The organism is Lacipirellulaceae bacterium (assembly GCA_040218535.1).
Lineage (GTDB): Bacteria > Planctomycetota > Planctomycetia > Pirellulales > Lacipirellulaceae > Adhaeretor.
This window is the reverse complement of record JAVJRG010000005.1, coordinates 467,290-480,846: the sequence shown is the minus strand read 5'-3', so window position 1 is coordinate 480,846 and position 13,557 is coordinate 467,290. Positions and strand designations below refer to the sequence as shown.

At 55.1% G+C, this 13,557-nt stretch carries 14 protein-coding genes; 9 read left to right on the top strand and 5 right to left on the bottom strand.

What is annotated here, in order from left to right:
* Positions 1-121 precede the first annotated feature (121 nt).
* The 4 genes from RIB44_02185 (at position 122) to RIB44_02170 (ending at position 5,597) form a co-directional block, all read left to right on the top strand.
* A complete protein-coding gene (locus tag RIB44_02185) occupies positions 122-2,089 on the top strand; it encodes an SLC13 family permease (GenBank protein ID MEQ8615381.1) in 1,968 nt (655 codons plus the stop codon).
* A gap of 162 nt (positions 2,090-2,251) precedes the next feature.
* Positions 2,252-3,436 (top strand): trypsin-like peptidase domain-containing protein, encoded by a 1,185-nt coding sequence (locus RIB44_02180; protein ID MEQ8615380.1) that lies wholly within the window; start codon positions 2,252-2,254, stop codon positions 3,434-3,436.
* Between the two features lie 492 nt (positions 3,437-3,928).
* On the top strand, positions 3,929-4,507 hold the full coding sequence (locus RIB44_02175) for a hypothetical protein (protein ID MEQ8615379.1): 579 nt from the start codon (positions 3,929-3,931) through the stop codon (positions 4,505-4,507).
* Positions 4,508-4,832: 325 nt separating this feature from the next.
* Positions 4,833-5,597: a flagellin gene (locus RIB44_02170; GenBank protein MEQ8615378.1), complete on the top strand. Its 765-nt coding sequence runs from the start codon at positions 4,833-4,835 to the stop codon at positions 5,595-5,597.
* Positions 5,598-5,686: 89 nt separating this feature from the next.
* Here RIB44_02170 and RIB44_02165 read toward each other — a convergent pair whose 3' ends face one another.
* The 5 genes from RIB44_02165 to RIB44_02145 all read right to left on the bottom strand — a co-directional run bounded on the left by RIB44_02165 (position 5,687) and on the right by RIB44_02145 (position 10,225).
* Positions 5,687-6,391: a hypothetical protein gene (locus RIB44_02165; protein ID MEQ8615377.1), complete on the bottom strand. Its 705-nt coding sequence runs from the start codon at positions 6,389-6,391 to the stop codon at positions 5,687-5,689.
* A 200-nt stretch (positions 6,392-6,591) separates the two neighbouring features.
* Positions 6,592-7,059 carry a hypothetical protein gene (locus RIB44_02160; protein ID MEQ8615376.1) on the bottom strand — a complete coding sequence of 156 codons (468 nt, stop codon included), beginning with the start codon at positions 7,057-7,059 and terminating at the stop codon, positions 6,592-6,594.
* Between the two features lie 63 nt (positions 7,060-7,122).
* Complete coding sequence (gene tsaD / locus RIB44_02155) at positions 7,123-8,175, bottom strand: tRNA (adenosine(37)-N6)-threonylcarbamoyltransferase complex transferase subunit TsaD (GenBank protein MEQ8615375.1); 1,053 nt, start codon at positions 8,173-8,175, stop codon at positions 7,123-7,125.
* Positions 8,172-8,810: a methyltransferase domain-containing protein gene (locus RIB44_02150; protein ID MEQ8615374.1), complete on the bottom strand. Its 639-nt coding sequence runs from the start codon at positions 8,808-8,810 to the stop codon at positions 8,172-8,174. Before RIB44_02150 ends, tsaD begins: the two co-directional genes overlap by 4 nt.
* A 287-nt stretch (positions 8,811-9,097) precedes the next feature.
* On the bottom strand, positions 9,098-10,225 hold the full coding sequence (locus tag RIB44_02145) for a DUF1207 domain-containing protein (GenBank protein MEQ8615373.1): 1,128 nt from the start codon (positions 10,223-10,225) through the stop codon (positions 9,098-9,100).
* Positions 10,226-10,475: 250 nt separating this feature from the next.
* On the opposite strand from RIB44_02145, the gene RIB44_02140 reads away from it, so the two are divergent.
* From RIB44_02140 to RIB44_02120, 5 genes are all read left to right on the top strand, one after another.
* A complete protein-coding gene (locus RIB44_02140) occupies positions 10,476-10,820 on the top strand; it encodes an MTH1187 family thiamine-binding protein (GenBank protein ID MEQ8615372.1) in 345 nt (114 codons plus the stop codon).
* 20 nt (positions 10,821-10,840) lie between these two features.
* The gene (locus tag RIB44_02135) at positions 10,841-11,320 is read left to right on the top strand and encodes a flavin reductase family protein (protein MEQ8615371.1); all 480 of its coding nucleotides are present in this window, start codon (positions 10,841-10,843) and stop codon (positions 11,318-11,320) included.
* Positions 11,321-11,403: 83 nt separating this feature from the next.
* A complete protein-coding gene (locus RIB44_02130) occupies positions 11,404-12,486 on the top strand; it encodes an alkene reductase (protein MEQ8615370.1) in 1,083 nt (360 codons plus the stop codon).
* A gap of 173 nt (positions 12,487-12,659) precedes the next feature.
* The gene (locus tag RIB44_02125) at positions 12,660-12,929 is read left to right on the top strand and encodes a hypothetical protein (protein MEQ8615369.1); all 270 of its coding nucleotides are present in this window, start codon (positions 12,660-12,662) and stop codon (positions 12,927-12,929) included.
* Positions 12,930-13,124: 195 nt separating this feature from the next.
* Positions 13,125-13,529, top strand: coding sequence for a CARDB domain-containing protein (locus tag RIB44_02120; GenBank protein ID MEQ8615368.1), 405 nt, complete (start codon positions 13,125-13,127; stop codon positions 13,527-13,529).
* Positions 13,530-13,557: the final 28 nt, after the last annotated feature.

Below are 13,557 nucleotides of genomic sequence, written 5' to 3'. Positions count from 1 at the left end.
CGTAGCCTCCGTCCCCTGATGGTAGATCAATTGAGGCAAGCGATTCACCTGAGCGAAGTATCCCCACGTTCTGACGAACGTGACTACAGAACTCTAGCGTGGGATTAAATGTCCCTTCCACATGCAGCCTGATCTCTCATCTCTGATGCCTCTGTTGGCGGATGCCGCACCTCTTGCTGGTGACGCCGACGGCGTGCAACTAACGCTGCATGGTAAGATCGCGCTCGCTACGACCGTCGCGGTGTTTTTGGGAATGCAGCGGAAGAGTCGCACGCCGGTCGACCTTTTGTTTCTTGGTGGCTTGGTGGTGGTCACGCTGACGGGAGTTCTCAGCCCCGACGAGGCGCTCATGGGTTTCGCCAGCAAGGCGGTGATTATGATCGGCGCTTTGTTCGCCGCTTCAGCGGGACTTCGAAATACTGGAGCGCTCGACTGGCTGAGCAGTCGTTTGCTCGACAACGTCAAGTCTGAGCGTGGTGCTTTGGCGCGATTGACAGCGGCGGTGCTGCCGTCGTCAGCTTTTGTTTTGAATACTCCTTTGGTGGCAATGCTCGCTCCCGTAGTTGTTGATTGGTGCCGACGGCGGAGTGTTTCTCCCTCGCGACTGCTCATCCCATTGAGCTACCTGACGATTCTGGGCGGCGTCTGCACGCTGATCGGTACGAGTACGACACTTGTCATCAACGGCGAGTTGGCGGGACTCGGCAAACAGTTGGGCGAGCACGCCTACCCCGCTTGGGCTGCGGAGCGAATCGGCGAGTTGCGGTTCTTTGAGATGACTTCGGTCGGTTTGCCGCTCGCGCTCATCGGGGCGGTCTACATGCTACTAATCGCACCGCGACTACTTCCCAATCGGGCAGATCTGGTTGAACGCTTCGGCGAGCGGCGTCGGGAATACTTGGTCGAGATGAACGTTCAGCCCAATTGCCCGTTGATCGGAAAGAGCGTCCAGGAAGCGGGACTGCGGAACCTGCCGGGGTTATTTCTCATCGAAATCGACCGCACCGACGAAACGATTACTCCGGTCACCCCGCGGGATCGAATCCGCGCCGGAGACCACTTGGTGTTCAGCGGCGTGGTAACGACCATTGCTGATCTAGAGCGTATCCCCGGCTTGGTCCCCGCGGCTGACGATGGGTTCGAGCACAAGCCGGCTGATCGAGTACACCGTCAATTGACCGAAGTGGTCCTCTCGCGAACCTCGCCGCTGATTGGCCTGACAGTACGCGAGAGCGAATTCCGCAAACGGTACAACGCTGCTGTTGTGGCAGTGCATCGTAACGGTGAAAGGCTCACCAACAAGATCGGCACGATCCGGCTAGAGGTGGGCGATACGCTGCTCCTACAAACGCGTACGCAATTCGTTGACGACCACCGTAACAGTCGCGACTTTTACTTGGTGAGCCGTGTTGACGGTACCACAGCGCGACGACACGACCGAGCATTGCTGGCCGTGCTGTTGTTCTTGGGCCTGATCGTGTGGCTGACGGTCAGCAGCCTTTTCCCAGACACCATTCCCTTTGGCAACTTCACGAAAGGGGTTCAGGCAATCGCTGCGTTGACGATCGTGCTAGCGATGGTCGTGACTCGTTGCCTGACGACTTCCGAAGCGAGGTCGGCGATCGATCTGCAAGTTTTGCTCACGATCGGTGCGGCAATCGGTCTCGGGAAAGCGCTCCACAAGAGTGGTGCCGCGGCGTGGCTTGCCGACCTGCTGGTTTGGGGCGTGAAAGGGATCGGCTTTTCGAGTGCCTGGCAACCGATTGTGCTACTGGCAATCGTTTATGTCGTCTCGCAGATCTTTACGGAACTGATCACCAACGTAGCCGTGGCGAGCATCATGATCACTGTCGCCATCAAAGTGGCCATTGCTGCGAATTGCGACCCGCGTCCCTTCATCATCGCGGTGACGATGGCCGCCAGCCTGAGCTTCGCCACGCCGATTGGCTACCAAACGAATCTTATGGTCATGGGCCCTGGCGGCTACCAACCGCGGGACTATCTGAAGGTAGGTCTCCCATTGGCGCTGCTGACGACGGTCTCGGCACTTGTTCTGATCAGCGTGTTCTGGCCGCTCGCTCGTCCTTGACCAAGAACTTATAATTTGACGGGCCAACACTAGGAACCCAGCCATGATGAACAGGATGTTTTCGAATCCTGGTGATCCTGTAAATCCCGTCAAACGAACCTGGCTCCGCGACAAACGTAGAAAATTTAGTCGTCGATTACCAAGCATTCTTAATCAATCGCCATGTCACGAGCACTGAGTCTTTCTGCCATCTTAGGAATCCTCCTCGTCGGGATCGTCATCGGTGTGAATCTTAACCGCGAGACTGAGCCCCAGCTTTTGCCCTCGGCTGCCGCTCAGCCGGCGACGACGCAGCGTGAGACTCGCCGGGCTTTGTTCGATCGTGGCAATCGGTCGCAGCGGCTTTCTGGCCGGGAGATCTACACGGCGGAAGAGCAGACGAATATCTCGGTCTACGAAACGGCGAATCAGAGCGTCGTCAACATTGACACGAAGACCATCCACGTCGACCATTTCATGCGGCGGGCTTTGGAATCAGAAGGGTCGGGCTCTGGGGCTATTCTCGATCGTGAAGGCCACATCATTACCAACTATCACGTTGTCGATGGTGTGCGAGACATTGAAGTCACCTTGGCCTCGAACAACGCCTACCCGGCAAAGCTGATTGGGCACGACAAGGAGCACGACGTCGCAGTATTGAAAATCGATGCTCCTGCGGATGAACTTGTTCCCATCACCATGGGCACCAGCGACAACCTGCGCGTGGGCCAACGAGTGTTTGCCTTGGGGAACCCTTTTGGTTGGGACGGCACGCTGACGACCGGCATCATTTCCAGCCTAAATCGCAACCTGCCTAGCCGGATTCCCAACGTTGATATGAAGGCGCTCATCCAAACCGATGCAGCCATGAACCCCGGCAACTCGGGCGGACCTTTGCTGAATACTCGCTCAGAGATGATCGGCATGTGCGTAGCGATCGCCACAAGGACCGGTCAGAACGCTGGCGTTGGGTTTGCGATCCCAATCGATCGGATTCGCATCTTACTGCCAGAACTCATTGAGCATGGACGCGTAGTGCGTGCGGACTCAGGGATTGTCACCGTTATGGAAACGGACTCGGGACTGGCCATTGTTCAACTCAAACCCAACGGTGCCGCCGAAGAGGCCGGACTCCGTGCGTTTCGCCGGGTCGTAAAGACCACCAAGCAAGGCAACTTTATTTACAAGTCGGAGACGATTGATCGCGAGTACGCGGATCGAATTCTCGCGATCAATGGCGAGCCGGTCGAAACGGGCGCACAGTTCCGTGATAAGATTCTTGAACACAAACCGTCTGACGTGGTCACGCTCACGGTGCTGCGTGACGGGAAGCAGATCGACGTACGTGTCACCCTCGACGCAAGTTGAAACGGATTTTCAAGGAAAAATCCGCGCAAGCTAGGTAAAGCTGGAAAGGCCATCGCCGCTTCGGAGAAATCTTTGGAAGAGCGGCTTAACTTGTTTCATTACAGCGACTAACGACGCTTCGCTTCGTCGAAATGCCATCTGGCCCTACGGATTTCCGCAGCAATCCTCGCGCTTTGCCGAGCAATCAAATCCTTGCAAGCATGACTCAATGCGTTAGGATTCGGCCCTGATGCGAAGCTTCACGGGTTCTTCACGTGAAATGCATCAGAGAGAACCCTTCGAGAATCCCACCCAATTGATCCCACCGACGGTAGATCCCCAGCAAGGACGCACTGAATCGTTCCGCCAACAATGGCCGACGCTTCGCTTCTTTCTGTAACTACCTACTAGGCTTGTTGTAGGCCAGTTTGAACCTTGCCGACGTTTCTCGAAGGTCGTCGGCAGACGAGGTAGAACGAGCTTAAACAAAGTCCGAATCATGGAGCTTAAGAGATGATGAGTGTATTGGCTGCCGCTACCCTGGCTTTGAGTGCTGTTGTTGCCGCCCCCGGCGATGCCGCTGACTGGCAAACCGACTATGGCAAAGCTCTCTCCGCCACACGCGCTGACGATCGCCCACTGCTAGTGGTACTTGATGATTCCACCAAGACCGACGCCCAAGTCGATGAAGCCCTGCTTGAGGGTAAAGGGATGAATGACGACCTCTTGGCCGCTTACCAGCTCTGCCACGTTGACGTCAGCACCGACTACGGCAAGAAAGTCGCTAAGGTCTTCGGTGCGACCGAGCTTCCTCACACGACGATCATTGACAAGACTGGCCAAAAGATTCTTTACAAGAATCGCGGCGACATCGACGCCAACCAATGGAAGTTGGCGCTCAACACCTACAAGAAGGGTGAGCTCGTACGTCAGATGACCCAGCCGTACACCACGTACTTCCGCGGCGAGGTCAGCACCCCAGTTCAATCGTCTTCGAACTACGTGCAACCCGCTACGACGATTCCAATGAGCACTCCTGCCGTCTCGACGCCGGGCTACTGCCCAAGCTGTCAGCGTAACGCTGGATTCTAAGCTCGAAGGACAACTGAGTTTCTCCGATCGCGGTCGTGAGCCTTGTGGGGCTTGCGACCGCGTTTTTTCTTGTCTGGCACGGCTGAACTTCGTCGATGTTTCCCAAGAACAGGAGCAATCTCCAGAGTGATCAATAGACTACGATTTAGCTTCTTCAATGGGAGAACTCGGATAAGCAATACAAACCGATCTGGAGCCGGAGCTTCGGCTCCCAAAGCGGTAGCTCTCCGGTATTTTTCTAGGAAAATCATGAAACTGCAGTCGATTTCATGAATTAGATTCCCATAGCCCTCTCCGTAATACACAACACCCAAGACGGTGCTTCGTGTCAGCCATTGGTACGCAATCGGTCGGAAGAACCAACGCATTCGTGCGTCAGATCGAACGCACAAATGCGCAGGTTGCGAGGTCGCTGGAGCGGCTCAGCACTGGAAAACGCATTAATCGTGCGAGCGATGACCCCTCGGGTTTCATTGTTGCCGAAGGCCTCCGTGGAGACCTCGTCGAGCTGAGGGCTGAATCTCGAACTTCGCAAACTGAACGATCGAACCTGCATCAGAACCAGTCGAAGCTTGCGGCGATTCAAAGCATCGCTACGGACATCCGAGGCAAACTCGTTTCAGCAAGTGATGGACTGATCACCGATTCTCAACGTCAAGCGATCCAGCAGGAAATCGATGCTTCGCTGGATGCGATTGATCGGGTTGCTTCCGGGTCCGACCGAGTTGGTAACTCTGGTTCTCTTGGAGAATTGCGAACGGGTGGCTCAGCGAATGTCGTAGACGGTGATATCGAATTCGCAGCCACGCTGGTCGAAAGCAAGACTTCCAGCTTGAATCGCACTCGTGCAGCGATAGCCGCTTACGAGCGTACTCAACTAGACACTTTCGACCGTATTCGTGAGAATCAAATCGTGATTACGACGGAGGCGCTAAGCCAAATCGAGGATGCCGACTTTGCCCAGGAGTCTGCCAACTTCGTCCAAGGACAGATTCTCTCCAGAGCAGCTGCTGAGGCTCTTACGTTTTCAACGAACGAGCTAAGGGAACAGTTGGAGTCACTGCTTGATGGCATAGAAATCAAATCCTAGTAGACTTCACTTTTCAGGCCGTTTGAACCCCGGCAAGATATCAAAGTCCAACTTCTCCAACATCCTCACATTGAACTTTTGGGAACCGATCAGCTCACCCCGGGAACGATCTTCGACCGCCCTTGCCATTCTCCGTACTCAGCTAGCGGTCGAAATCTGAGTGTGGTGAATTCGAAGTGGAAGTCTTTCCGCTCTCGTTCGACCATTGCGTCAGTGTGGCGTCGTGGGCTAGGCACGCTACTTCGTCCATGGACCATGTCGGTCATTTCTTGCTGCGATTTCCAGATCGTAAACGTCGAGACCGTGCGAGGGAGTCTCATCGCGGCGAGTGCGAGGGTTATTCCCGGATGGTCACGGACAAGCGTTTCGACCGGCTTCCCCCATCGGATAAATCGCGGCACTTGAGGAAGCCTCATTCTTGCCAGCGTCACGGCAACAACGGGGGCTGCCGGATCTTGAGCTCCAATCGACTTGGGAAGCCCCTGAAACTCGCTTACTTTTCCCCAGCGTCGAGTGAACTCCATGCGAACGTGCCAACCGCTCGCAAGCTCCTTCCCCAACTTCGAGTTTGCAAGGAACTTGTCGATTGCCGTGTCGCTCTCCCACGACGCAAACATCGCTAGGTTATGCAGCTGCATACGAGCTGGCGAGAGAATGGACGCCCCCAACTTCATCATTGCCAAACACTCGGCATGATTGAGCCCGGGAAACTGATGCCGTTGCAGCGGGCTATACAAAGCCCCCAATGCAGTTCGAATCTCTGTGCGAGCAAGGTGGAAGGAAAAAATGGCCACGACATCGGTCCTCGTGTTTTGCCTGAATCGCAACTCCCCTAAGTTTTCAACCGCAGACTCGTGGTGAAACTCTCAGCAATTCGCGAGATTCGTTTTCAAAAGCTACCCCAAGGCCTGTCACCTTTGGGAGGAAGGCCACCGCAACCCGGGTGAGATTTCTAAGTCCAACTCTTCTAACAACCCCGTGCTAAGCCGTTCGACTAGTCCCAATAGTCTTCGAAGTACTCATCAAATCTCCTATAATTTCCTAGACCTAAAGTGTTGAACTCATCTTTACCGAAGCGTTTCTTTACGCCGATCATTCTTAGCGCATGATTGATCGCACCTGCAGAAACACGTTCCGACGCCCACAACGGTGATTCTTGCCCGCTGCGATAGACGGCCGCTATTTGATCTCCAACACCTCCGAAGCAATCGGTTTCGATAATCGCGTATTCATCTGTCGCCGCGAACTCAGCAATGTGGTGAACAAGACTATTGTCGAGAATGATTTTCGTTTTCCCTGAACGGAATCCTAGCCCTAACCGCTCAGTCCAACTGTCACTATGGTAAGCATCCAGAGGCACTATGACGAAATTGCCAACCGGGATGTGAGTTAGGTCGTAGTCGACCAACCTTTCAATCCCGGCTGATGGTTTACAGACTAAGGCTGAAATAGAATGGCCCATCTCAATAAACACCTGGAATTATTCTGAGTCGCATGAGTTGCACTTCACGCTCTGTGTTTTGTTTCACTTCCCAGGCCGCCTTAGCCCCGGCGAAATATCCAAGTCCAACCCCTCAAACAATCCCGCGTTGAATCGCTCAACGGCAATCGCCCCCATCGCGGCGTTGTCGGTGCAGAGGGAGCGGGGGGCGATGTGGAGCTCGATACCTTCACGTTCTGCCAACTCCGTGAGTTGATCCCGGAAGGGGCCATTCGCGGCGACGCCGCCGCCGACGCAGAGTGTGTCCAGGCCGGTTTTTTCGACCGCAAGCAAGGCTTTCCCTAACAGGCAATCGATGATCGCTTGTTGCACGCTGGCGGCCATGTCGGCGACTAGCCCACCTTCGATAAGCCCGGCGTCGAGTTTTTCTACGTCGACAGGATTAGCGGGGCCGAACAGCTTGTACCGCACGGCGGTCTTCAAGCCGCTAAAGCTGAATTCGAGACGGTCCTTATCACTGAGCAACGGCCTGGGCAGTTTGAAACGCGTGGCGTCGCCCCCTTCGGCGGCACGTTGCATCGCCGGGCCACCGGGGAAGCCGAGGCCCAACATACTGGCGACTTTATCGAAGGCTTCGCCGGCCGCATCGTCAATCGTTCCGCCCAGCGTAGTGAACTCGAGCGGTGAGTCGCAGCGGTAGAGGCTCGAATGCCCGCCGCTGACGATCATGCCCACGCAAGGAAAAATGTCACGGCCAGCATCCATCCGGCAGGCGTAGATGTGGGCTTGCAGGTGATCGACGGCGATCAATGGCTTATTCAAAGCGAGACTAAGCGACTTGGCCGCCATCAAACCGACGAGCAGCGAACCGGCAAGGCCCGGCCCGTTCGCCACGGCAACGGCATCGAGTTCTTGGAGACTCGTTTCTGCTTTCTTTAGCGCTGTGTCGATCACCGGCAAGATGCGTTCGATGTGCGCCCGCGAGGCGATCTCCGGGACGACGCCCCCGAAGCGTTCGTGCAGTTCCTCCTGAGTGGCAATAACCGACGAGAGGACGTTCCGCTCGCCATCAATCACGGCGGCGGCAGTTTCGTCGCACGTTGATTCGATGGTGAGGAGTTTTGCCAACTTAGTCATGACGTCCGCAAGTGATGAACCCACGCGGGCGGGACATTCGCCATGACGCATTGACGATCGAAACGCAGACGACCGCAGATGTCACTAATGGATTTCTCGATACCGGCCAGTCGCAAACGCTCGGGCTGTCTGGCGAATAACGACTTTGCTTTACGAACACCGACGTACTCAAAAAAGCTGATCGTCGCGTTCTCAGCGGCTAGGCGTTCGAAATGACTGAGGATTTCGTTTACTAGATCAACAGGGAAGTTATTCAGAGGCAAACCCGAGACGATGGCGTCAAAGGGCTCCTCAGTCTTGAACTCTTGGACGGGCATCTGATGGATGCGAACGCGTTTTCGCACGTCGGCGAACTGCTCCTCTTCGTCCATGCGCTGCTGCAGACGCTCGACGAATCGTTCGTTCAGTTCCACGATATCGAGCGTGTCGGCAGGACCCATCTGCTGAGCGATCTTCGTGGTAACTACCCCCGTGCCGGGGCCGACCTCGAGGATTCTCCTGCTGCCTTCAGCAGGGACGTGGGCCGCCAAAGCCCGACACAACGCGGGACCGCTCGGTAGCACCGCACCGGTGCTTTGAAACGTGCGGCGGAACTCCTGCCAGAAGAGACGGTAGTCGTTGGGACGTTTGGACATCCGGCTATTCTACAACCGATGTTGGTTCAAATCCTAGTGCCAAGTATTAAGTCTCGCGCAGAGACGCGGAGACGCAGAGCAACAAGATTGGCCGCGGATGAACACAGATAAACGCGGATTTTCAAACAAAAGTTTTTGATCAAGAAATCTAGGCATTACCTATCTGGGAATTCAGATACCGAGCTATCAGTACTGAGAATCTCATCCGCGTTTATCAGCGTTCATCTGCGGCTATTTTTTTCTTCTCTGCGTCTCCGCGTCTCTGCGCGAGACAATCACACTATGCACTAGAAGTCAGCCCAGATGCCGCCGCCGATTTGTTGTTCGAATTGGTTGAAGAACTCGAATTGGCTCGACTTGCCATTGTGGTAGTGACCACCAATCCGCAAGGTGCGGCCGGTGTCGCCTCGCCAGAGCCAGCCCGCTTGGGCGACAAAGTTGCCGCCGAAATCGACTTCTTCGCGAAGGTGGCCATTGAAGGCAGCGAACGGCGTTCCGGCAGTTCCTGTTGGTCCTGGCTGCGCGATGTCGACGCCAAACTGAAACTCGAAAGGCTCGGAACCGCCATCGGTGTAGAAAGCCCAGCCCCCCTCAGCGTACCACCGCCATGCGGGTGAGGTGTAGTACGAAAGTCCCAACACCAAAACGTCGCGGCTATAGTTGATACGTTGGCCAAGAGCCATTTCGCGGATCGCGAACTCGTCACCCAGATGGGCACTCAAGTGATAGTAGGAGAACTTCCACTGCCAATTCTCACGAGCATAAATGAGCGGCATGCCAAAGCGGAAGTCGACCGATTCAAGATCCCAGTTTTCGTCCAAGTTCAAACGTGGCAGGGCGGCGCCTTCGATTTGGAACTCCCATCCTTCGGGCCGACCAGTGCGCGGGGAGGGGCCAACGGTTCCGTTGCGAAAAATCGCCATCCGTCCGCCGAGCGTAACATCAAGTAACGCTGCGCCACCTTGATCACCATAGACGACGCCCGAGATTCTCGACTCGCGGACGCCGGCCATGTAGGAGTTCCAGATCACTCCGTCGGGAAGCAACTGAAATCGCCACGGCTGATTCGCAGCAAATTGGTTTGGGTAGGGATCGCAAACAAAGGCGTTTCCCTCGTATGGGACCGCCGTCTGCGGGAATAGTTCGACGCTTTGCGATGGTGGAGGTAAGAAGACGGGGGCCGTCTCACCAACTGGGGAACCGCCGATTTGCTGGCTGACTTGATGAATGGTCGCCAGTTCGACTTGTGAAATCGATTCGGTGGGTGTCTCGAACTCACTGGCGATTGGTTCGACCGAGGTGGTATCAATCGTGCGATAGGGCTGCCAGGTCGCTTGCTCTTGAGCGAACGCAGTACACGTTGGTCTAAGACACGCGAAAAACGCAAACACCGATAACAGTAGGACCGAACGCACGAGACGACTCATCGAAACGAAACACAAATTGCGGGTAGAGAGTGAGGTCGTACCAGTGATGCAAAAACAGAAATGCTAGCGGAGGGTAGCTAAATTGCTCGTCCCGATGTAGATCGATCCTCGGAAAAACACTGGAAGTGCTAGCGTTGCCTCGACAAGCATTAGTAGGGGCATACAATACAAGCACGCAGCGCACGCAAGTGAATACTCACTAAGAATACCATTCACTTGCTTGCGCTGCGTGCTTGTAATGTCTCACCACTTTGGCAGCAACCCGATGGTTCTTCTAGAACTCAGCATTGTCCCGATGGGTACCGGCGAGGGCGTTAGTCAGCATGTGGCCCGCTGTGTCGACCTAATTGATCGCTCAGGACTCGACTACGAACTGCACTCGATGGGGACCATTATCGAGGGTGAATTGCCGGAAGTCCTGAACATTGTGCAGCAATGCATCGAACTGATGTCACAGGTTTCTGATCGGGTAACTTGTTCTGCAAAGCTCGACTACCGCAAAGATCGCTCGGGGCGGTTAAAGGAGAAAGTGGAGCGTGTTGAAAGTCACTTGGGGCGAGAAGTCAAGAAAGCAATTAACTAGAAAGCGATTGATCGGAATCGATGAGTGAAGCCAACGAAGCAGTAATGCAAGCACTGGGCCGCGTACCCAGCGGAATATTTATCTTAACCGCAGGCAAAGGCGACCAAGCCACGGGGATGCTTGCCAGTTGGGTGATGCAAGCCGGATTCGAACCTCCCATGATCAGCGTTGCCGTCAAGCAAGGCCGTTACGTTTGTGATTGGTTGACCGGAGGGCAACCCTTCGTCTTGAACTTGGTTGGCGAATCACAAAAGCAGTTTCTTGCTCACTTCGGCAAAGGCTTTGAACCGGGCGAGCCGGCCTTCGAGGGAGTTGCTACCACTGAAGCTACTAATGGCGTGCCTGCTCTTACCGACGCATTGGGCTATCTTGAGTGCACGCCCGCTGGGCATGTTGATTCAGGGGACCATCGCATCTTCCTTGGCGAAGTGACTGGCGGCAAGCTCGCGAATGAGGGCGACCCGATGGTCCATATTCGCAAGAACGGTTCGCACTACTAGCGTGCGACGACACGGAAATTCTCAAGGCTACTTTGGGCGGTGTAGCTACTTAAAAACTTGGTAACGTAAGGAGATACCTTTCCATGAGCCAACTGTTCACTCCCTTCGATCTCCGCGGACTAGAACTGCCCAACCGCGTTGTGATGGCCCCGATGACTCGTGCGCGTGCAGGCAAGGATCGTATTCCTAACGAGGTGATGGCCGACTACTATTCGCAACGTGCCTCGGCTGGGCTGATTCTCACCGAAGCCACAACCATTAGCCCACAGGCCAACGGTTGGAACGAGTCCGCCGGGATGTACACCGACGAGATGCAAGCGGGATGGAAGATGGTCGTTGAACGCGTTCACGAGGCGGGCGGTAGGATTTTCTTGCAGTTGTGGCACTGTGGTCGCGCTTCGCATAGTGCTTTTCACGGTGGCCAACCTGCGGTGGCGCCCTCGGCGATCGCGATCAACGAAGAGTATATTCACACGCCTGAGGGCAAGAAGCCGCACGAGACGCCGCGGGCGTTGGAAACCGACGAGATTCCGGGCATTGTTGATGACTACGCGACGGCAACCAAGCGCGCCCGCGATGCTGGCTTCGATGGCGTGGAAGTCCACTCGGCCAATGGTTACCTCCTCGACACATTCTTGCAGTCGAAGACCAACCACCGTGAGGATCAGTACGGCGGCAGCATCGAAAATCGCTTTCTTTTCTTGCGTGAAGTGGTCGAAGCGGTCTCGAAAGCCTGGCTCCCCAGTAAAGTCGGCGTGCGACTTTCGCCCAACGGCGCGTACAACGACATGGGCTCGCAAGATTATCGTGAGCAATTCACATACGCCGCAAAAGAATTGGACGGCTATGGACTCGCTTACTTGCACATCATGGACGGGCTAGGCTTTGGCTTCCATGACTTGGGCGAAGCGATGACGCTCGGCGAGTTCCGCCAAGTCTTCACCGGTCCACTGATGGGCAATTGCGGCTATGAAAAGAAGGACGCGGAGTTGCGGATCGAGAGCCATGAGGCTGATCTTATTTCCTTTGGCCGTCCCTACATTAGTAACCCCGATCTTGTCGAACGTTTCCAAAACGATTGGCCGCTCGCGCCGATGGCGGAGATGAGCGATTGGTACTCGCCGACAGGGGCGAAAGGCTACAGTGACTTTCCTACCCACCAGTGAATCGACCAGGGATCTAATCATTGGGCACCCGCATTGAACCATAGCGAATCCAGAAAATAGGATGTCGCGGAAACATCTTGGTAACACCCGGGTAACAAGTTCTTCCTACGATAGGGTCTGTCTCAGCACAGTCGGTGTGCCGAGCGTTCACCCTTTCGTTTCGGAGGCTAGTGATGGGTTATTCATGTGCGAAGTGCCACGATCAGAACATGCTGGAGGGGGTTCGCGTCGTTGACCGGACACTTGAGGAATGCTGGCTTTCGGCGGCAAGCGATCTCAAAGTCGAAGTTGAGACAAATCCGACCGCGCGGATTTTCAAGGGCGTCGTTGGTTTCTCGCTCAAAGCGAACGTCTGCGGCACCTGCGGCTATACCGAACTCTTCGTCACTGAGCCGATGGAACTCGGCAGGGCGTACTCACGTTCTGTCCAGAGCGCAGGATAGGTCACGGCTACTTACTAACTCATGATTAGTTCTTGTAAGTAGCTGACTAGGACAACGACAAAAGTCGAAGGGAAATAGTCACGATTATCCAGTAACATCTGCGTTTTGCGTTCGCTTAAGTGGGTAGAAACATTCCACCCGAGACCGGCCAGAGGCCCGGCTCGCTAAATCCCCACTATTGAACGGAGAAGAATGATGCAACGAATCACTTCAATCGCGCTGGGACTAGCCCTAGCAACTGTCAGTCTGCAACAAGCAAACGCTGCCGAGTCAGGGCTCAATCAGCAACTACCAAAAGTCGACTATGCCATTGGGCGAATCAAGCCCGTCGGTCAAGGATTCGCCATCCCCGTAACCAATCGCGGCTTTGCCATGTCGCCACAAACAACTATTTCCGTAGTGATCTACAACGCACAGAATCGACAGTTGCTGGCAACTAAAAACCTGCGCGTCGCTCCCTTAAAATCGAACCAAACGAGACGTTCGATCTTTGTTCCGCCGACACCAGGACAAGCCATCCTGGTTCGGGCCATGGTTGACCCTGGCAACAGGGTGCAAGAGTCGAACGAACGTAATAACAACGTCGTTTCGAGACACTGAAGCTAGAACTGGAAGCCACCTCTCCCCG

Coding starts and splice junctions, on each gene's coding strand:
- RIB44_02185 (MEQ8615381.1), top strand. CDS start 122: ATGCAGCCTGATCTCTCATCTCTGATGCCTCTGTTGGCGGATGCCGCA.
- RIB44_02180 (MEQ8615380.1), top strand. CDS start 2,252: ATGTCACGAGCACTGAGTCTTTCTGCCATCTTAGGAATCCTCCTCGTC.
- RIB44_02175 (MEQ8615379.1), top strand. CDS start 3,929: ATGATGAGTGTATTGGCTGCCGCTACCCTGGCTTTGAGTGCTGTTGTT.
- RIB44_02160 (MEQ8615376.1), bottom strand. CDS start 7,059: ATGGGCCATTCTATTTCAGCCTTAGTCTGTAAACCATCAGCCGGGATT.
- tsaD (MEQ8615375.1), bottom strand. CDS start 8,175: ATGACTAAGTTGGCAAAACTCCTCACCATCGAATCAACGTGCGACGAA.
- RIB44_02150 (MEQ8615374.1), bottom strand. CDS start 8,810: ATGTCCAAACGTCCCAACGACTACCGTCTCTTCTGGCAGGAGTTCCGC.
- RIB44_02140 (MEQ8615372.1), top strand. CDS start 10,476: ATGTCTCACCACTTTGGCAGCAACCCGATGGTTCTTCTAGAACTCAGC.
- RIB44_02135 (MEQ8615371.1), top strand. CDS start 10,841: ATGAGTGAAGCCAACGAAGCAGTAATGCAAGCACTGGGCCGCGTACCC.
- RIB44_02130 (MEQ8615370.1), top strand. CDS start 11,404: ATGAGCCAACTGTTCACTCCCTTCGATCTCCGCGGACTAGAACTGCCC.
- RIB44_02125 (MEQ8615369.1), top strand. CDS start 12,660: ATGGGTTATTCATGTGCGAAGTGCCACGATCAGAACATGCTGGAGGGG.
- RIB44_02120 (MEQ8615368.1), top strand. CDS start 13,125: ATGCAACGAATCACTTCAATCGCGCTGGGACTAGCCCTAGCAACTGTC.